This window comes from Candidatus Zixiibacteriota bacterium (assembly GCA_035380245.1).
Classification (GTDB): Bacteria; Zixibacteria; MSB-5A5; order GN15; family FEB-12; genus DAOSXA01.
In genome coordinates, this window is the sequence record DAOSXA010000003.1 from 534,093 (window position 1) to 553,147 (window position 19,055).

Here is a 19,055-nt window from a genome sequence, read left to right on the forward strand (position 1 = left end):
TTATTAGACGGCCGTCTTATGCTTACGAGCTTTAATCGGCCGGAAGCTGAGTGCTTTAGTCGGGCAGAAATGAGCACAGACCGGATCGCCGCCGCAAAGGTCGCATTTTACGATCATGTCGTGCTGTGTATCGTGAAGCGAAGCGCCGAACGGACAAGCCGCTACGCAAGCGCCGCACTTGACGCATTTCTCCTGATTCAACTCGATGGCCCCGGTCTCCTCGTTGAGAGTGAGGGCTTCGACCAGGCAACTCTTAACGCAGGCCGGATCGTCACAATGCAGACAAACAACCGGTGTAAACAGGTCCGGTTTGCCTGCCGGCAGGGGATAGATACGGCTGCGGCCGGGTTTACCGTTGATCGAATGAGCGAAGGCACAGGCCATTTCACAGGTGCGGCAGCCGGTGCACAGGTCCGGTACTACTACCAGGCGAGATTTCATGACTGCTCCTCCCGTGCCCAGCCGACCACCGCTCCCATCGTCAAGGAAAGCTCCTTGCGGTGACAGGCATCGCACTTCTCGAAGTATTCCATCGGTATGCCGCGACGCTCGCTCAGAGCCTCGGCAAACTCACGTGTTATCGTGGTTGCGCCGCACTCTTTGCAGGTGAGCAGCTCGAACGTTTTGCCCCAGATGGTCCGTTTGCCGTTGACGTCGGTGAATTTAATCACATGAGTCGGGCAGTTGAGCGCACAGCTAAGGCACCCGACACAATCCGGGGGGGCTTCCTTCATCGGTGGGGCGACTTCTTTGGTATGGCCGCGACCGACGGTAGAAATGGCGTTGAACCCCAACCGCGAACAGATTCTGGTGCACAAACCACAGAGAATGCAATTGTCGCCGTTGACCACCGGTTCGTAGCTGGTTTCATTGACGCCGTACTGAGCGGCCATTTCTCTAATTTCCGGCGAGCCGGGGCATCGAGCCAGCAGCAGATCGATCAAGGTTTTACGCAGCTCGATCACTTTAGCCGAATGCGTATGGACAATGAGGTCCTGCTCGACCGGGTACAGGCAGGAAGTAACGTAGTTCTTCCAACCGTTCCAGGACTCTTTGGTGATCTCGACCGTGCAAAGCCTGCAGGCTCCGAACGGTTCGACCGCCTCATGATGGCAAAGGGCGGGGATGTCTATCCCCATGCGGCGAATTACCGCCAGAAGCATCTCACCTTCTTCGGCCTGGACCACTCTTCCGTTTATAGTCAGACTTACCATTCAGTATCTCCTAAACAACCTCGATGGCATTGTGCTGACAGACGGCGTAGCAGGCGCCGCATTTGTCACACTTGTCCTGATTGATGAAATGAGGTTCCTTTTTCTTACCGGTGATCGCTTCATGGGCGCAGGCAGAAATACAGGCCATGCAGCCGTTACAGATCTCCGGATCGATTTTATAGGTAATAAGCGCCCGACAAACACCGGCCGGACACCGCTTGTCGCGGATGTGCGCCAGGTATTCATCGCGGAAATAACGAATTGTCGACAGGAACGGATTCGGGCCGGATTTCCCCAGTCCGCAAAGCGAACCGATCACGATATTTTCCGAGAGTTTCTCCATTTTGTCGAGATCTTCCTCGGTCGCGCGGCCTTCGCTCACCGCTACCGCCAGGGCGTGCAACTGGTACAAACCTTCGCGGCAGGGGACACACTTACCGCAGGATTCATCGATGAGGAATTGGAGGAAGTATTTCGCGACATCGACCACGCAGGTGCGGTCGTCCATCACGATCATTCCGCCGGAGCCCATCATCGAACCAGCCTGAGTCAGGGTGTCGAAATCGACCGACAAATCGAGTTTCTCTTCCGGCAAACAACCGCCCGAGGGGCCGCCGGTCTGGACCGCTTTGAACGGCCGGTCTTTGATTACACCACCACCGATATCGTAGATGATCTGTTTCAGGGTGGTGCCCATCGGCACTTCGATCAACCCGGTGTTGCGCACCTTGCCGACGAGTGAGAAAGCCTTGGTTCCGGTAGATTTGGCCGTACCGATCGAGGAGAACCACTTGCCGCCTTTGGCGATGATCACCGGGACGTTGGCATAGCTCTCGACATTGTTCAGCACGGTCGGTTTGTCGAACAAACCCTTTTGAACCGAACGGATATATTTGGCTCGCGGTTCGCCGACCTCACCCGCCACCGACAGCATGAGAGCCGAAGACTCGCCGCAAACGAAAGCACCGCCGCCGCGACTGACATGGATGTCGAAATCGAAGCCGGTTCCAAGAATGTTTTCTCCCAGCAGTCCCAGGGCCTGCGCTTGTTCGATAGCTTTCTGCAGGTTGACAACCGCCAGGGGATACTCCTCGCGGACGTAAATGTACCCGTTGTGGGAGCCGACCGCCCAGGCGGCGATAATCATCCCTTCGATCACCGAATGCGGATCGCCTTCCATAATGGCGCGATCCATGAACGCGCCGGGGTCGCCCTCGTCGCCGTTGCAGATCACGTAACGGGGTTCATCGTCGATCTTCGCGCAAGTAGCCCACTTGCGTCCGGTCGGGAAACCGCCGCCGCCGCGACCACGCAGACCGGAGGCGATAACCTCGTCGATCACTTCCTGCGGTTTCATCTTCGAAAGCGCCTTCGCCATCGCTTCGTAACCGCCGATGGCGATGTACTCGTCGATGTCGCACTGGCGAATCTTGCCGATGTTCCGCAGGGCGATCCGGTTCTGCAGTTTGTAGAACGGGATTTCTTTGTAGTCGGTGTAGGTCTTGCCGTCGGCGGCATTGGTATAGAGCAACCGCTCGACAATCTCTTTCTTTTTAATCGAGGTTTCTATGATCTCCTCGACATCCCTGACTTTCACTTTCGTGTAGAACACGCCGTCCGGTTCGATAATAACCAACGGTCCCTGCTCGCAGAAACCATGACAACCGGTTTCCTTGAGAGCCTCGACCGAGAATCCCTTGATCTTTTTATCCTTGATGACCTTATGGAATTCGTCGCTGATCTTCTTAGCGCCGTTGGCCAGACATCCCGGACCGCAGCATATCAGCACCGTTCGAGGGTGCTTGTTCATCCTCTCCAGATTTGTCTTCCGGAGATCCTTAAGCTGACTAATGGTCTCGATTCGCATATCAGTCCTTCTTGTTTGTCTTGACCAGTCGCTTGACGTTTGCGACGGTCACGCCGCCGTGGAACTCATCGTTGACCGCCACCACCGGAGCCATGGCGCAGGCGCCGACGCATGCGACCACCTCGATCGAGAATTTCCCGTCTTCGGTGGTCTCTCCAGCTTTGATCTTGAGCAGATTCTCAAGTTGTTGCTGAATTTGCTTGGAGCCGCGAATATGGCAGGTGGTGCCGACGCATATGCGAATAACCTTCTCACCTTTAGGATTCAGGCTAAAGGCGTTATAGAAGGTAGAAACCGAGAATACCTTCGAAAGCGGAACACCCAGACGTTTGGCTGTCTCCTCGAGCGCGTGGCAGGGGAGAAAATTGTACTCCTTCTGGATATCCTGCAGAACGGCTATTAATGATTCCGGAGCACTCGGGTAGCGGTCAAAAATCTCCGGAAGTTTAGAGAAATCGTGTTTCATGCCTTTACCTTCCGACCGAGAACTTCCCGGGACAGTTTGTATCCCTCTTCGAGAGCTTTCATGTTGACCGGCAGGGCTTCTTTCTTTTTGCCCAGCTTCAACTTGATCGTATCCTTGATGGTGTCGTATCCGACCACCTCAGTGGCGCCGATAAACGCACCCAGTACGGCGATATTGGCCGCTTTGGGATTACCGATTTTCATGGCGATATCGTTGGCCGGAACGAGCAGTTCGGTAATATCGTCACGATCGGTGGTAACGTCGATCAGGGAGCTGTTGACGATCGAAAGACCCTGCGGTTTGATCCTCGGGACAAACTTATCGAATGAGGGACGATTGAACACCACCGCACAACGGGGGTTGCTGATGATCGGCGAACCGATCCGGGTGTCTGAAATAACCACCATGCAATAGGCGGTGCCGCCACGCATCTCCGGGCCGTACGAGGGAATCCAGGCTACCTGTTTTCCTTCGGCGATACCGGCGTAAGCCAGCAATTGTCCGGCGGTCATGATGCCCTGGCCGCCGAAACCGGCAAAGAGAACTTCATACTGTTTCATTGGCCGCCTCCATCCTCGACGTAGTCCTTGTAACAACCCAGCGGATAGTAGGCGAGCATGTTGTTCTTAAGCCATTCCTGTGCCGCGCTCGGGGTCAATCCCCAGTTGGTCGGACATGTCGAGAGGACTTCGACCAGGGTGAAGCACTTCCCGGCTTTTTGCAGTGTAAAAGCCTTCTTGATGGCTCGTTTGGCTTGAACGATATGTTTGGGATCGTGTACCGATACCCGCTCGATGTAGGCGGGGGTTTGGAGCGACGACAACAATTCCGACATGCGAATCGGCCATCCCACCAGGGCGTTGTTACGTCCGAACGGACAGGTCGTGGTAACCTGACCGCTCAGCGTGGTCGGAGCCATCTGTCCTCCGGTCATGCCGTAAATAGCGTTATTGACGAAGATCGTAGTGAACTTCTCCCCGCGATTGGCGGCGTGAACGATTTCGCCCATACCGATCGAGGCCAGATCGCCGTCGCCCTGATAGGTGAAAACGATCATGTCCGGTCGGATGCGTTTGAACCCGGTCGCCAGTGCCGGAGCGCGGCCGTGCGGGGCTTCCAGGAAATCGGTTTTGAGATAATTGTAGCAGAGCACCGAGCAGCCCACCGGGGCGACACCGCAGGTATTTTCTCGTTCGCCGATTTCATCGATAGCTTCGGCCACCAGACGATGAATCACACCGTGGGTACAACCGGGGCAGTAGTGGGTGACATTGTCATACATTGCCTCGGGCCGATCGAACAGTATTGTATTATCTGTTTTCATATCAACCTCAGGCTTTCTTCTTTCGGGTCGTCGTTTTCTTCGTGCCGACGATCTGATGAATCTGTTCTTTGACCTCTTCCGGTGAAGGAACGATACCGCCGGTGCGGCCGTAGAAATGAACTTTCTTCTTGCCGACCACCGACCGGACCACATCCTCGTACATCTGCGCCGTGCTCATCTCGACCACCAGCGCGGCCTTGATGTTTTTCTTGGCGACTTCGTTGTATATCTGTTCCTCACAAAGGGGGAAGAGGGTGATGGGACGAAGCAACCCGACGGAAATTCCTTCGTCGGCCAGTTCATCGATAGCGGTCTGGCAAATACGGGCCATTGTCCCGTAGGAAATGATCAGCACCTGGTTTTTGTCCGAGACACGGTATTTTTCGAATCTGATTTCTTCTCGGGCCATTTGCCGGTACTTGTCCTGAAGCATCCAGCTATTTTTCTCCAGGCCGACCGGGTCGAGGAAGAGCGATTTGATAATTCTCGGATTACGTCCGGCACAACCGGTCGCGGCCCATTCGTCCGTTGAGGGCAACTCCGGTTCGGTGTAATTCTCGGGGAATTCTACCGCTTCCATCATCTGGCCGATCATACCGTCGCCGATCATCATGACCGGATTGCGGTATTTATCCGCCAGATGGAAGGACAACATCATCAGGTCGACCGCTTCCTGAATCGATGACGGCGCCAGGACGAGCACACGATAATCACCGTGTCCGCCGCCCTTGACCGCCTGATTGTAGTCAGACTGAGCCGGGAGGATACCGCCCAGGCCGGGACCGCCGCGCATGATGTTGACGATCACGACCGGGAGAGATGCTCCCGCCATGTAAGAGATTGCCTCCTGCATCAGGCTGATGCCCGGGCTGGAGGAAGTAGTGAAACAGCGTTTGCCGGTCGACGCAGCGCCGAAAAGCATGTTGGCCACGGCCAACTCGCTTTCGCCCTGCAGAAACACGCCGCCGACCTCGGGCATCCGCCGCGCCAGGTATTCCGCTACCTCCGTCTGAGGCGTAATCGGATAGCAGAAGTAGTTGGTCGCGCCGGCCCGGATGGCAGCCTCGGCAATCGCTTCGTTTCCTTTCATAAGTATTTTTGCCATATCTTCAATCCCTGTTCCGTACCGGCTAGTACTCGTAGAGTTCGTAAACCAGGCCGTTGCTGTGCACCGTGATTGCCACATCGGGGCAGGTCAGGGCGCAGATACGACAGCCGATGCATCGCGATGGATCATGAACTTTGGCGTAAAAGTAACCCCGCACCGTTATCTCTTTGGACATCGAGATAATTTTCTGAGGGCAGGCTTTTACGCATAACTCACAACCTTTGCAATGGTTCTTGTCTATGGTTATTCCCGGCATTAACGGCACCTCTATCTATTTAGCTAAGTGCTGTTCCGTGTGGATTGCTCCCAAGGCTTGAGCAGTTGGCGCTCAAGCGGCAGAACAGCCGTGTCAAAAGCTTCAGTGTTTATTTTCTTAAGTACATTTGCCAAAGCAGCAATAAAACTAACCTCGACTCCGGCCTCACGGGCGACTTCGATCGAGAGGCGATATCCGCGTTCAATCATTTCGGCGTCGGTCTGTTCGAGCAGATGAGTGTTTGAAATAATCCCGGTGAAACGGAGTTTGGAGGAGGCTTCAATTTTGGCGATCATTTGCAGGGAAGAACGAAGGTCGGATGTGAACGGGCGGTTGGCGTTAAGCACCAGCAGCATCTCATAACTGCCGGGAGTGAAAGCATCGTTCAGCGAACTGAGAACGCGTGCTCCGACATCGTCACCACCCACATCCAGAATGAGGTAGCCTTCGTGTTTTTGTATCGATCCCTTTACTTCCGGAAGAATAATCGGCAGTTCCGAGTGAAACTGCTCACCGGTCGGATTGATCGAACGAACTCCCAGCGCCTCTAATTGTTTGGTGGCTTCTCGGGATCGGAAGTAGGGATTTACAATATCAAGATCGGCGATGGCTACCGGCTTCGATTGACTGCGAGCCAGGAAAGCAGCCAGATTCACCGAGACTTCCGATTTACCGCTGCCGTAACCGCCGACAATGATCAGAATCGGCCGTGTGAATGCGGGCATACGATATTTGCGGTTGGTACGGTCCGATGACATCTGTGCTTGCTCCCGACTCCTATTACAAACGGTATCAACGGATTAGGATACCGTAATGTGGAGTGTTCCGGTCTGTAAAATCCTACAAAACCAGTCCTGTTAGAATATCGTAACCGCGTACCCTGAAGTCAAGTATCTATGTGAAAATAATAACGTTTATATTCGGTTTGACGGCTCCTGTTCGATTGACTATATTGTGACCCGATATTGATTTATGGCGATCAAACGACGGGACTGTGATAGTTCCGCAAACCTATGTTGGGTATTTTTGCTAAATCGTAGAATCCTGATTATCGCTCTGTTTTGCCTCCTATCGTTGATGGTGTTGGTATTTGCCGGTTGCTCCGGTTCGAATAACGCCGGCGAGGGGGTTGAAAACAACAAATACGACGGCTGGAAAACCGCTTCTTATGAGAATGTCAAGGTGATCTATCCGCCCGGTCATCTTCATGCCGACAAGATGCAGGAGTACGCTCGTTTGTATCGTCGGCAGGTTGAAATGGACTGCCAGGTGCTGACATTGCCGATACCGGCCGAGACGCTGGTGGTTTATCATTACACCGGATTCGGTCAGGGGCGAGAGATGACCGGACATGAATATCCATACGCAGAGGATACGGTTATTCACTTCTGGCTACCGAGCTATCGCGGCACCACCGTCATGCAGTACGTTCTGCAGCATTGGATCAACAAGGAACCGCAGTACAAATTTCTCAAACATGGTCTATTGGCCATGCTTGATGCTTCCGGTCAGAACTACCATCAGATGACCTGGGACCTCTATCAGAAAGGGGAACTGGAGTCTTTGGCGGAACTGGCCGTTGATTCCACGGTCGACTCGAATCTGGAACGCAAACAGACTGCTGAGGGAGCCTCGTTTGTTGACTTTATGCTCGTTCAATATGGACCCAAGGGGCTTGGTTTGCTCTATCGCGCCGAATCGCCGATCGAGATAGTCGTGCCCGGTGTCCTGGAGATCGAACTTGACAGCCTTCAAACCAACTGGCTCAACTTTGTCAAAAAAGTCGTGAGCGGGCAATATCAGCTCCCAAGTTCCGATTCGACCGATGGTAACTAACCTTATTTTCGGGAACGTAAGCAATGGCTGACGAGAAATGGAAGACCGGGATAACCGATATCGGACCCGGCAAGATCCGCGTCAAGGGCTACTCCATAACCGATATCATGGAGCATTTGTCCTACGCCGAAGCTGTTTATTTGATTCTAAAGGGTGAACGTCCGTCCGAGGCCGAGGCGGCTCTTATGAATGCGATTCTGGTGGCCTCGATCGATCATGGGGCGTCACCGCCGTCGGTGCTGGGCACGCGCACGGTGATGTCCGGCGGCAATTCACTCAACGCGGCGATTGCCGGGGGCGTACTCGTCATCGGCGATACTCATGGCGGAGCGATCGAACAGTCGGCCCGCATTATGCAGGAATGGGCCGCCAAAGAAGGCGATCCAACCGCTTTAGCCGGACAGATTGTCGACTGGCTCAAAGAAAGCAAGCGACGCATGCCCGGTTTCGGTCATCGTCTGCACAAGGTCGACCCGCGTACCGGGAAGCTGTTCGAGATTGCCGAGCGTTATGGTTATCACGGCCGTCATATTGATCTCTGCAAAGCAATCGAAAAAGCTCTCGCTGAGAAAACGGGGAAAGAACTCCCGATCAATGTCGACGGTGCTATCGCTGCGGTTATTTCCGATATGGGCTTTGACTGGCGACTGGGCAAGGGATTTTTCATTATCTCACGAGTACCCGGTTTACTGGCGCATGCCTATGAAGAAATGACCCGCGAGAAGCCGATGCGCAAACTCGGGCCGTTACCGTACGAATACGATGGTCCCGGCGAACGCGAGTTATAGCCGTTTCGAGATCGAAAAGAAACAATAAGGGCGAGTCCGGGACTCGCCCTTTTTGTCTGCTACACTGCCGTAGTTTTCCGACGAGTCAGGTCGATTTGTCCCGAGGTCGGGATATCGATTGACGAGGCATTACCCGAGAAAGCCATCACTCCTAAAGCGACTAAATTCAGGAAGGGGACCAATACCAGCAAGCCCCAGACATTGCTGTATCCGGCGGCCCGAGCTATTTCCATCCAGATGATGGCATAAGCGGCGATATTGATGATCGGGATTAAGGTGAGCACCAGCCACCACCATTCTTTGCCGGCCATTTCGACCATCAGAACCCATTGCAGCACGGGAACGAACGACCACCAGGCTTTCTCTTTGCAGCCGACCTTCTGAGCTATTTTATATTGGGTGAAGGCGAAGTACAAATAGAGGCCGAGGCAAAACAGCCAGAAAAAAGCACCTATGCCGCCGCTGTTATAAGCAGTCTCGTACATCTTATCCTCCTTGGGGGTAAAACCGGGCGCAATGTAGCCCGTATCTGACATCTAGATCGGTCGAGATGAGGCTAAACCTATGTCCTATCTTGGGACATTCTTCGGTTTGTTTTTCAACGCCTGATAAACCTTGTTTTGCCTTATGGGGAGCGATATCATGGCCCCATGGCGTTGACTTGTGCAAAAACGGAACAGGTCCGGGGCCTTCTGGAGGAACTGGATCTGGATCTTTGGCTGGTGGCGGTGAGAGAAACGCCGGTCATGGCTGATCCGGTCATTCCCCTGGTGATAGGTTGCCAGTTGACCTGGGAATCGTTTTTTGCTTTTTGTCGTAATGGCCATAACGTGGCCCTGGTCGGCAACTTCGACGTCGAAAACCTCAAGCGACATGAAGGCTTCGACGATGTCCGCGCTTACACGGCCGGAGTCGGCGAAGACCTTCGTCGGTTGCTCCGAGAAATCGACCCGACACAGATCGCGTTGAACTATTCACCCGACGATCCCAGCGCCGATGGTCTCACTCACGGCATGTTTCTTCAGTTGCATCGATATCTCGGAGCGACACCTTACGTTGATCGTTTCGTATCGGCTGAGAAGCTCTGTGGCAAGTTGCGCTCCCGTAAATTGCCCGAAGAAATTGCTCGTATCGTCAAGGCCGCCGACCTTTCCCTTGAGGCCTGGAATCGGTTGTGTCACCGTCTGAGGACCGGTCAAAGCGAGCGGGAAGTGGGAGCGATGCTCGATGGTCTGATTTCTGAGTCAGGCGGATGCAATTCTTTCCCGACTATCGTCAACGCCGGCGACAAGAGTGCTCCCGGTCACGGTTTGCCGACCGATGCCCGACTGTCGGGCGGAGACCTGTTACACGTTGATTTCGGTGTGCGCCTGAACGACTATTGCAGCGATCTTCAGCGGCTGGTCTATTTTCGTCGTTCCAACGAAGCGACACCTCCGCCTGAGTTGATCGAGGCCTTCAATCAGGTGCGTGATATTATTACCGAAACCGCTCGGTTGTGTCGTCCCGGTATCAAGGGCTTTGAGATCGACGATGTCGCCCGTCGTATGCTCAGCGATAACGGTTACGAGGAATACCAGCATGCCCTGGGCCATCAACTGGGTCGTTCGGTTCACGACGGCGGGGGATTGATCGGTCCGATGTGGGAGAGATACGGCGAAGCACCGCTCGTTCCGCTGGAATCAGGTAACGTATTCACGCTGGAATTGGAAATCATTTTGCCCGGCATTGGCTGTGTCGGCCTTGAAGAGGATGTCGTCGTTGAAGAGACCGGAGGGAGGTTCCTTTGCCCGCGACAGATGGAGTTGCATGTGCTATGAAGAAGATTATCGTTTTATCAATACTGTCGATCGTGTCTCTTGGCCTGTGGCATTGCGGTCCGCCTCAATCTGCGGAGGAGGTCAGCCCCTACGCTGCCTGCTACCCGTACGATCTCCAAACGGCGGTCAACGACGGCAGCATTACCGTGATGTGGAGATCTCAGTATAATCGCAACATCAGCGGATACAACATCTATATCAGCGATGATCCGGTAGCCGCCAATTATCCCGGGACCGATTTACCGTCGTTGATTAAGCCGTTCAATCATACCGTTTATGCCGGTGATACCGATCCCTCCGACAGTGTCGAACATTTTGAAGCCGCCGGTCTCGAAAACGGCAAGCCTTACTACGTTTCGGTTCGAATCGTTTTCCCGGATCGTTCGGTTTCCAAACCGACGAAAGAAAAACGAGTGATCTGTGGACCCCAGGGAGAAATCGAGTTGTCCATTCGCTATGCCGGTGAGCATGACGGTTTTTCATTCGAGTCAAATACTTATATCCCGGCCGGTGATGTTGACAACGACCTGTATTTCTTCAGCAAGGACGGCCATGATTATCTTGCCTCTCCCAGCCATCTCGATGCTTTTCTCAGTTACAGCAAACTGAAATCGGTCGGCGAAGGCGGCGACCTCGATCAAGTGACCGAACGTCTGCCAAAGATCAGTTCCCGCCCGGTAGATGACCGTATTGAGGTCAAGGTGAATCAATGGGTCTGGATCGTCACCGGCGAAGGCAACAACGCCCTGGTGAAAGTTCTGGATATAAGCGGATCGGGCAAGGAGCGTCGTATCAAGCTGTTTTATGCTTTTACGCCGTCCCGTGAACTGCCCGTGTTTTAGTTTCATGCCGGGGGAGAAGGTTTAATGCGACAACGACTCGAAGTCGATTTCAATACACCCATGATCCTCGACGGCGGCACCGGGACGGAACTGACCCGTCGAGGCTGGACAATCGGTTCCTGCCTCGAAAGCTGGGCAATCGATCATACCGGTATCGTCACCGAGGTGCAACGAGGTTTTATCGAAGCCGGCGCCGGAGTGCTCCTGACCTGTACGTTCGGTGCTAATAGATTCCGCCTTGGTGCTTATGGTCAGTCCGATCAGGTGGCTGTCTGTAATCGGCAATTGGCTGAAGTAGCCTTGCAATCGGCGAAAACAACCGACACCGTAATAGCGGGAGATATCGGCCCTACGGGCGAACGGTATGAGACCATGGCCGATGACGGTTTCGTGGCCGTTTCAAAGGCATTTCAGGAACAAGCGGAAGCTCTTATCACTTCCGGAGTCGACCTTCTGTTTATCGAAACGATGGTTTCGTTGGGTGAAGCCCAGGCCGCCCTTCGCGGTTGTCGAAAAGCGATTGATATCCTGGGTATGTCTGTCCCCATAGCTGTTTGTCTGGTGTTCGGTGATGATCTCGTTACGCTTGACCAGGCCGACCCGGAGGAGGTTTTTTCCATTTTGAGCGAGGAAGGCGCCGATGCTGTCGGTTGTAACTGTACGCCTACCGGGGAGAAAATGATTGAGATCATCCGGCGGTTTCGAGCAAGCGGTGACCTGCCGCTTATCGCCAAGCCCTCCGCGGGATTACCTGAGGTAATAGACGGTGTTGCGCACTATCCTGTCAGTCCCGAGCAGTTTGCTAATGATGGCCTGGGTCTGCGCGCTGCCGGAGCAACGTGGGTCGGCGGTTGCTGCGGGGCATCGCCTGACCATATTCGAGCTCTGTCGACAGCGCTAAACCGGTAACTTACTTTCTAAGTAAGTTTAAAATACCCCCATCTGCAATGCAAACAACTTACATGTCTAATGATAGAGTTCTTCTCGGCCGGATAAATAATCTCATCGGGCCGGGGAGTCTAATGACATATGTTACAAATGCCGATATTCATAGAATAATGCAGCATAACTATTTGTTGACCTAAATGAAAGATTGACTCACGTTTAGCTTGACCATTGGAATTAGTAATATCAGGGGATAAACTTTTGGCCTTTAGCAAAGATGCTCTCAAGATTGACGCTGCCCGGATGTTCGAGGAACTCAGTCGGACGGTAGTCTCACAGATCAGTGATAAGCTTAAAAAAACAGGCGCCGTGATCGGTATTTCGGGGGGAATAGATTCTTCGGTCTGCGCCGCCCTTTGTGCTCGTGCTCTCGGACCGGAACGAGTCATTGGCATTATGATGCCTGAAAAGGATTCTTCGCCGGAGTCGGCCCAACTGGCCGGTATGCTGGCCGACAAATTCGGGTTCGAGACCGTGACCGAATGCATCACCGACGGACTCGACGGAATGGGTTGTTATCGACGGCGCGATGAGGCTATCAGGACGATTTTCCCGGAATACGATTCCTCGTACAAAATGAAAATCATCAATCCGGGAAGCATCACCGATAAGCGGTCTTATAATTTCTTCCAGGTCAGTATCGAAGATCCCCAGGGCAAGCAACAAGTCAAGCGGATGCCGCTTAAGGCCTATCTTCAGGTTGTGGCTGCTTCCAACCTGAAACAGCGACTGCGTATGACCACTCTTTACTACCATGCCGAAAAGCGCAACTGGGCGGTAGTGGGGACAGGTAACAAGGATGAACACGAGCAGGGATTTTTTGTCAAATACGGCGACGGCGGGGCCGATCTGAAACCGATCGCTCACTTGTTCAAAGTTCAGGTCTATCAGTTGGCCGAATATCTTGGCGTTCCGCAGGAGATTATCGAGCGTCAGCCGACCACCGACACTTACAGCGCCGAAGTTACCCAGGAAGAATTTTTCTTCGGGTTGGATTTTTATCACATGGACATGCTCTGGTATGCGATGGAGAACGATATCGCTCCCTCGGAAGTCGCACCGGTACTCGGCTTGACCGAAGAGCAGGTTGAACGCGGTTATCAGAATATCCAGCGGAAAATTACCGCCACGGAATATCTTCGCATGCCCCCGCTGGAGGTAGTGTGAGCGGAAATCTTTTTATAATCCACCAGTTTTCCGGCTTTTCATGGAGTAACAGAGGATAGGGAGTCATGTGCGGGATTGCCGGCTATTTCCGTCTGGTTGAACCAGGCCCTCCCGATCATGCCTTAATCCAGCGTATGGTTGGGGCGATCCGGCATCGGGGACCGGACGAGTTCGGTGCTTATTTCAGCGATCGTTGCGGTCTTGGTCAGGCCCGGCTTTCGATTATCGATCTTGCCGGAGGCTCGCAACCGCTTGCCAACGAGGACAACACTCTCTGGATCACTTTCAACGGTGAGATATTCAACTACCTCGAACTGCGAGGGGAATTAGTCGCGGCCGGGCATCGTTTCCGTACGCAGTCCGATACCGAAGTTATCGTTCATGCCTATGAAGAGTGGGGGACCGGGTGTCTCGATCGTTTCAACGGTCAGTTTGCCTTTGTAATCTACGACTCCCGAAAGCAGCAGATTTTTGCCGCCCGTGACCGGCTTGGCATTCGGCCTCTTTTTTATGCCGACAAGGATGGTGTTTTCTATTTTGCCTCGGAAATCAAATCGATTTTTTGCCGGTCGGCATTGACGCGGGAGATCGATCCGATCGGGCTCGATCAAATTTTCACCTGGTGGACCACTGCCCCCCCGCGTACGGCGTTCAAGGGGATAAACGAGTTGGCGGCCGGGCAGTATCTGACTATCTCCGACGGTAAAATCCGAGTAAGCTCGTATTGGTCACAAAGTTTTCCGACCGAGTTCGATTTTGACCGGTCGCTGTCATCCTGGGCCGAGGAACTACAGGAGCTTCTGATTGACTCCGTTCGCCTGCGTTTGCGGGCTGATGTCCCTGTCGGAGCATATTTATCGGGCGGGCTGGATTCGTCCGCTACGACCGCTCTGATCAAACATTTCACCGATACCCCGGTGGAGACATTCTCGATAGCTTTCCACGATCAGGCCTACGATGAATCCGGTTATCAGAAGCAGATGGCCGAATATCTCGGAACCAGACATCATCAGATTCAATGTGACTACGGTGATATCGCCGCCAACTTCCCCAAAGCGATCTGGCATGCTGAGCGCCCGATCGTGCGCACGGCTCCGACGCCGTTGTTGATGCTGTCGGCGCTCGTTCGGCAGAACAACTTCAAGGTAGTATTGACCGGTGAAGGCTCCGATGAAATGCTCGGCGGTTACGATATTTTCAAGGAAACCATGATCCGTCGCTTTTGGGCGCGAAATCCCGATTCGAGCTGGCGACCGCTGTTGTTGCGCCGGCTCTATCCCACACTGCCGTTGTCGCCGGCCAGGGCAAGGTTCTACCTGGAGACCTTCTACAAGAAGGGCTTGACGGATATTAACCGGTACTACTATTCTCATCAGCAACGGATCAATACCACCCAACGCATCAAGGACCTGTTCTGTGATGAGTTCCGAAATCGGGTGGGGGAATCGCATGCCGTAGATGCGTTCGGGATAGATTTACCGGAGGAGTTTCCTGGCTGGCATCATCTTTGTCGAGCCCAATATCTCGAAGCTAGGTCGTTGCTGGCGGGATACCTGCTTTCATCACAGGGAGACCGGGTATCGGCCGCCCATGCCGTGGAAGGCCGTTATCCGTTTCTTGACCACCGCGTAGCGGAATTCGCCTCGAAAATACCGCCCTGGTATAAACTGATGGGTCTCAAGGAAAAGATGGTGCTAAAAAAGGCTATGAGCCGCGAATTGCCGCGTGAAATTATCGAGCGGGTGAAGCAACCCTACATGGCGCCGGATTCAAACAGCTTTTTCCGGCCGGGTACGCCGGAATATGTTGACACTTTGCTTAGTGCGGAGAAAGTCGCTCAGGCGGGGATTTTTGCCCCTGACGCGGTTGAGATGCTTCGGGCCAAATGCGTAAAGTTATCGCATGCCCATTTGTCCTTTAAGGACAATATGTCGTTTATCGGGGTGCTTTCGACCCAGCTTCTTTGGAGTCAGTACATTGATAATTTTACACCCTCTGATCCTGTCGACCGAAAGGATTACAGGGTATGGTTAGATGAAACTTCGTGAATGGCTTAAGCGTTATCGTAAAATGACTTCGCGGGAGGCTTGACATAACCCGCAAGAGTGCCGATAGATTATACTGACTGTCGTAATATAGCCGACAGTAGTGCAGCAGAGACTACCAGATGACCGGAGGACTTTTTGGACATACGCGCTGAACTTAGAGATTTCATTGCCGGAAACTTCATGCTGGGTAAAAACCCGGAAGAGTTAACCGACGATGGATCGTTGCTGGAACTGGGAATAATCGACTCGACCGGAGTTCTGGAATTGGTTGGATTTCTGGAAGAGCGGTTTGGCATGCAGATCAATGATGAAGAACTCGTGCCGGACAATCTCGATTCCATCAGCAACCTTATTAAATTCGTTCAATCCAAGGCCTCCTGACACCTTTGAAACCCGGCTGTGGGTTCGCATCGTTGATCCGGTCCAATTTCTGGTTGTGTCTGAACGGTGGAAGCGGTAGTTTCCGGCGTTGAAAGAGAATCTGACATTAGGGACCGTCCTGGACTAAGATGGGAATCATTTGCAAGAGAATTCTATTGGGGCTGGGAATCCTGGCAACATCACCGCTTATTCTATTATGTTGGCTCGAAACCCTGTTGTGTCGCGGCAAGGGTGAGCGAATCTACAGCCAATGTAAGGAGCTGGTGGCAACGGTGCCGACCATCGTGGGGCAATACCTTCGGCTCGGGTTTTATTATGTCGTTTGCGAAAGAATCTCACCGGATGTCAGCTTTCTGCTCGGATCGATGGTTGCTCATAGAGCTACAACCATAGGCGCCCATACGGTTGTCGGGGCGTACTCGATTGTGGGTTGTGCCGATATTGAAGAAAATGTCTTGATCGGTTCCCGGGTATCTCTTCTGTCAGGTAAATATCAACACGGCACTCCCGAAGAGCGTGCCAACGGCCAGACTACCAACGATACCTATCAGAGAATTCATGTCGGTCGTGGTTCCTGGATCGGGGAGCAGGCGGTAGTATTGGCGAATGTCGGCGAGAATTGCACGGTTGGGGCCGGTTCGGTGGTTTTAAGAGATACGGTCGACAACGCAACGTACATGGGCAATCCGGCTCGCAAAGTCAGTTTATAATCTTGATATTGTTAACACCAAAGAACGAGTGAACCGATGTCGAACTTCTGGAAATTAGTTTTACTTGGCTCGATAATTATCAACATCATTGCAGTCTGGGGTTATTTCAGCTATGTAAAATACGGCGGCAATCCCCTGGGTGAGATCAAGCGTAAGTTAACCGGGCAAACTCATGTCTCGGCGCCGGGAGTTCCTTATGCCGAGGAAAACGCCGCCCTCAAGGAAGCTATCGCCGACGGCAGCGCCGTAGCCGACAGGGTAGTTTTCCTGGGTGCTTCCATAACTCAGCGTTGGGATCTAAAAAAATACTTGCCTGAATTCCCGATTATCAATCGAGGTGTCGGCGGTCAGCTCGTTCCGCAGATTCTGACTCGGTTTAACCGCGACGTTCTCGAACTACAGCCCAAAGCGGTCATTATCAAGTTCTGTAGTATCAACATCAGACCGGAGTTGTCGCTGAAGACACTCGAAGACGGCATGACTATGATGTCTGAACTGGCCGAAGCCAGGGGGATCACGCCGATAATCAGCACCATCATTCCGGCCGGGAAGCCGGAAGCACATATCGGCGATTTCAGTGTGGTCGATTCTCTGGGAAAGTTTAACGACTGGGCCAGGCAGTATGCGAAGGAAAAGGGGTATCCATTACTCGATTTTGCCGCTGCGATCGCCGATGAAGACGGCTTCCTGCCGCGTGATTGCTCGGTCGATGCGGTACACCTGAACGATAAAGGATACGAGATCCTCTCGGAGGCGGCCAGACCGGTTCTGCGCCGAGTTCTTGGCTACGAAGAGTAGTTTTTTATCGGGAATTACTGTTTTCTGATCTGTCCGCTATGCAAACAGGCTAAACGTCTGCCGGCTGAAGGGATATAAAATCCGTTGGATCAATCCGACGGATTTTTCTTTTGATTCATTATCTCATGTCGATAAGAGCGAAAACGCTCCAGGTACTCAGCAATTTTCTTCTCCCGGCCCAGATCAGTTGGCCGGTAATACTGTCTTCCCTGAAGATTATCCGGCATGTATTCCTGGCTTGTGATAGCGTCCTGGTAGTCGTGGGCATACTGGTAACCGTCGCCGTACCCTAGTTCTTTCATCAGTGAGGTGGGGGCATTGCGAAGGCTCAACGGCACCGGCAAAGAGCCCTTTTCCGAAGCATCCTTCCGAGCTTGTCCGAAGGCGATATAGATCGCATTGGATTTAGGCGCACAGGCCATATAAACGCTGAGTTCAGCGATAGCCAGTTCACCCTCGGGTGATCCGAGAAAATGGTAAGTATCCCGAGCGTTAAGAGCGAGAGTAAGCGCGTACGGATCGGCCAGCCCGATATCCTCGGTTGCGAATCGGATCAAGCGCCGCAGGATATACATCGGGTCTTCACCTCCCTCGAGCATTCTCGCCAGCCAGTACAGCGCCGCATCCGGGTCACCGCCTCGAATCGTTTTATGAAGGGCCGATATGAGGTTGTAATGTTCCTCACCGCTTTTGTCGTAGACGGCCGATCCTTTCTGATGTACTTCGCGTAAAACCTCGAGGGTCAGTTGTCCTCCGTTTCCAACATAGGCGGCGGTTGCCTCCAGCAGCGAAAGCGCGCGTCGGGCATCGCCGTCTCCGGCTTCTGCGAGGAATGCGATCGCATCGTCATCGGCAGTCAAATTCATGGCACCCAGACCGCGATCTTCATCAAGTAACGCCCGGCGCACGAGATCGGCCAGATCCTCGGGTTGCAGTCTCTGGAGAACGTAGACGCGCATTCGCGACAACAGCGCTGAGTTGACCTCGAATGAGGGATTCTCCGTGGTAGCGCCGATCAATATGATGTCGCCCGATTCGACGTAGGGAAGGAAGGCGTCCTGTTGAGCTTTGTTAAAGCGATGGATCTCATCGACAAACACATAGGTCCGTCGACCGGACAGCTTGTAATAGTCGCCGGCTTTGGAGATCAACTGCTTGACCTCTTTAATCGAGGCTGTCACGGCCGAGAACGGTACGAATTGCCCCCGGGTGGCGTGAGCTATCAAAGTCGCTAGAGTGGTTTTGCCCGAACCCGGCGGTCCCCAGAAGATCGATGATCCGACTCGATCCTCGTCGATCGACCTTCGCAACGGTGTCCCGGGGCCGACAATTTTCTGTTGTCCGGCGAATTCGTCGAAATTATGCGGGCGCATCCGGTCCGCCAGGGGCTTGGTTGTGGGTCGTTCCCCGGCGACTGACTCTTCATGTCCGGAAAAGAAATCCATTGCCCCATAATAGCTAATCGAAACGTCTCCGACAATCACA

The 19,055-nt window shown here is 53.3% G+C and carries 21 protein-coding genes; 10 read left to right on the top strand and 11 right to left on the bottom strand.

From position 1 onward, the window contains the following. Positions 1-3: 3 nt before the first annotated feature. From PLF13_12555 to PLF13_12595, 9 genes are read right to left on the bottom strand one after another with little or no spacing between them, the layout of a single operon-like run. On the bottom strand, positions 4-441 hold the full coding sequence (locus PLF13_12555) for a 4Fe-4S dicluster domain-containing protein (protein ID HOP08111.1): 438 nt from the start codon (positions 439-441) through the stop codon (positions 4-6). Further along, entirely contained in the window at positions 438-1,214 is a 777-nt protein-coding gene (locus PLF13_12560; GenBank protein ID HOP08112.1) for a 2Fe-2S iron-sulfur cluster-binding protein, read from the bottom strand. The genes PLF13_12555 and PLF13_12560 overlap by 4 nt, the downstream gene beginning before the upstream one ends. 10 nt (positions 1,215-1,224) lie before the next feature. Continuing rightward, positions 1,225-3,024, bottom strand: a complete 1,800-nt coding sequence (locus tag PLF13_12565; protein ID HOP08113.1) for an NADH-ubiquinone oxidoreductase-F iron-sulfur binding region domain-containing protein — start codon at positions 3,022-3,024, stop codon at positions 1,225-1,227. Between the two features lie 58 nt (positions 3,025-3,082). Continuing rightward, the gene (gene nuoE / locus PLF13_12570; protein ID HOP08114.1) at positions 3,083-3,547 is read right to left on the bottom strand and encodes an NADH-quinone oxidoreductase subunit NuoE; all 465 of its coding nucleotides are present in this window, start codon (positions 3,545-3,547) and stop codon (positions 3,083-3,085) included. Then, positions 3,544-4,107 carry a 2-oxoacid:acceptor oxidoreductase family protein gene (locus PLF13_12575; protein HOP08115.1) on the bottom strand — a complete coding sequence of 188 codons (564 nt, stop codon included), beginning with the start codon at positions 4,105-4,107 and terminating at the stop codon, positions 3,544-3,546. Before PLF13_12575 ends, nuoE begins: the two co-directional genes overlap by 4 nt. Next, complete coding sequence (locus PLF13_12580; GenBank protein HOP08116.1) at positions 4,104-4,871, bottom strand: thiamine pyrophosphate-dependent enzyme; 768 nt, start codon at positions 4,869-4,871, stop codon at positions 4,104-4,106. The genes PLF13_12575 and PLF13_12580 overlap by 4 nt, the downstream gene beginning before the upstream one ends. Positions 4,872-4,878: 7 nt before the next feature. Beyond that, positions 4,879-5,976: a 3-methyl-2-oxobutanoate dehydrogenase subunit VorB gene (gene vorB / locus PLF13_12585; GenBank protein HOP08117.1), complete on the bottom strand. Its 1,098-nt coding sequence runs from the start codon at positions 5,974-5,976 to the stop codon at positions 4,879-4,881. A gap of 25 nt (positions 5,977-6,001) precedes the next feature. Next, positions 6,002-6,235, bottom strand: a complete 234-nt coding sequence (locus PLF13_12590) for a 4Fe-4S binding protein (GenBank protein HOP08118.1) — start codon at positions 6,233-6,235, stop codon at positions 6,002-6,004. Positions 6,236-6,258: 23 nt separating this feature from the next. Beyond that, positions 6,259-6,993 (bottom strand): cobalamin biosynthesis protein CbiA, encoded by a 735-nt coding sequence (locus tag PLF13_12595; GenBank protein HOP08119.1) that lies wholly within the window; start codon positions 6,991-6,993, stop codon positions 6,259-6,261. Positions 6,994-7,261: 268 nt separating this feature from the next. Here PLF13_12595 and PLF13_12600 point away from each other — a divergent pair, with 268 nt between their 5' ends. Continuing rightward, the gene (locus PLF13_12600) at positions 7,262-8,071 is read left to right on the top strand and encodes a hypothetical protein (protein HOP08120.1); all 810 of its coding nucleotides are present in this window, start codon (positions 7,262-7,264) and stop codon (positions 8,069-8,071) included. 23 nt (positions 8,072-8,094) lie between these two features. Next, positions 8,095-8,859 (top strand): citryl-CoA lyase, encoded by a 765-nt coding sequence (locus PLF13_12605; GenBank protein ID HOP08121.1) that lies wholly within the window; start codon positions 8,095-8,097, stop codon positions 8,857-8,859. A 59-nt stretch (positions 8,860-8,918) separates the two neighbouring features. Here the strand turns inward: PLF13_12605 and PLF13_12610 are convergent, their stop codons facing one another. Then, complete coding sequence (locus PLF13_12610) at positions 8,919-9,344, bottom strand: DUF5684 domain-containing protein (GenBank protein ID HOP08122.1); 426 nt, start codon at positions 9,342-9,344, stop codon at positions 8,919-8,921. Positions 9,345-9,509: 165 nt separating this feature from the next. Between PLF13_12610 and PLF13_12615 the strand changes: the two genes are divergently transcribed. The 8 genes from PLF13_12615 to PLF13_12650 all read left to right on the top strand — a co-directional run bounded on the left by PLF13_12615 (position 9,510) and on the right by PLF13_12650 (position 17,570). After that, a complete protein-coding gene (locus tag PLF13_12615; GenBank protein ID HOP08123.1) occupies positions 9,510-10,679 on the top strand; it encodes a Xaa-Pro peptidase family protein in 1,170 nt (389 codons plus the stop codon). After that, entirely contained in the window at positions 10,676-11,521 is an 846-nt protein-coding gene (locus PLF13_12620; protein HOP08124.1) for a hypothetical protein, read from the top strand. The genes PLF13_12615 and PLF13_12620 overlap by 4 nt, the downstream gene beginning before the upstream one ends. 24 nt (positions 11,522-11,545) lie before the next feature. After that, the gene (locus tag PLF13_12625; GenBank protein HOP08125.1) at positions 11,546-12,430 is read left to right on the top strand and encodes a homocysteine S-methyltransferase family protein; all 885 of its coding nucleotides are present in this window, start codon (positions 11,546-11,548) and stop codon (positions 12,428-12,430) included. Positions 12,431-12,667: 237 nt separating this feature from the next. Next, on the top strand, positions 12,668-13,633 hold the full coding sequence (gene nadE / locus PLF13_12630; GenBank protein HOP08126.1) for an NAD(+) synthase: 966 nt from the start codon (positions 12,668-12,670) through the stop codon (positions 13,631-13,633). A gap of 65 nt (positions 13,634-13,698) precedes the next feature. Continuing rightward, complete coding sequence (gene asnB / locus PLF13_12635) at positions 13,699-15,681, top strand: asparagine synthase (glutamine-hydrolyzing) (protein HOP08127.1); 1,983 nt, start codon at positions 13,699-13,701, stop codon at positions 15,679-15,681. Between the two features lie 135 nt (positions 15,682-15,816). After that, positions 15,817-16,062 carry an acyl carrier protein gene (locus PLF13_12640; GenBank protein HOP08128.1) on the top strand — a complete coding sequence of 82 codons (246 nt, stop codon included), beginning with the start codon at positions 15,817-15,819 and terminating at the stop codon, positions 16,060-16,062. A 155-nt stretch (positions 16,063-16,217) separates the two neighbouring features. Next, positions 16,218-16,772: an acyltransferase gene (locus tag PLF13_12645; GenBank protein ID HOP08129.1), complete on the top strand. Its 555-nt coding sequence runs from the start codon at positions 16,218-16,220 to the stop codon at positions 16,770-16,772. A gap of 36 nt (positions 16,773-16,808) precedes the next feature. After that, entirely contained in the window at positions 16,809-17,570 is a 762-nt protein-coding gene (locus PLF13_12650; protein ID HOP08130.1) for a GDSL-type esterase/lipase family protein, read from the top strand. A gap of 89 nt (positions 17,571-17,659) precedes the next feature. Here the strand turns inward: PLF13_12650 and PLF13_12655 are convergent, their stop codons facing one another. Beyond that, positions 17,660-19,015: a replication-associated recombination protein A gene (locus PLF13_12655; GenBank protein ID HOP08131.1), complete on the bottom strand. Its 1,356-nt coding sequence runs from the start codon at positions 19,013-19,015 to the stop codon at positions 17,660-17,662. Positions 19,016-19,055: the final 40 nt, after the last annotated feature.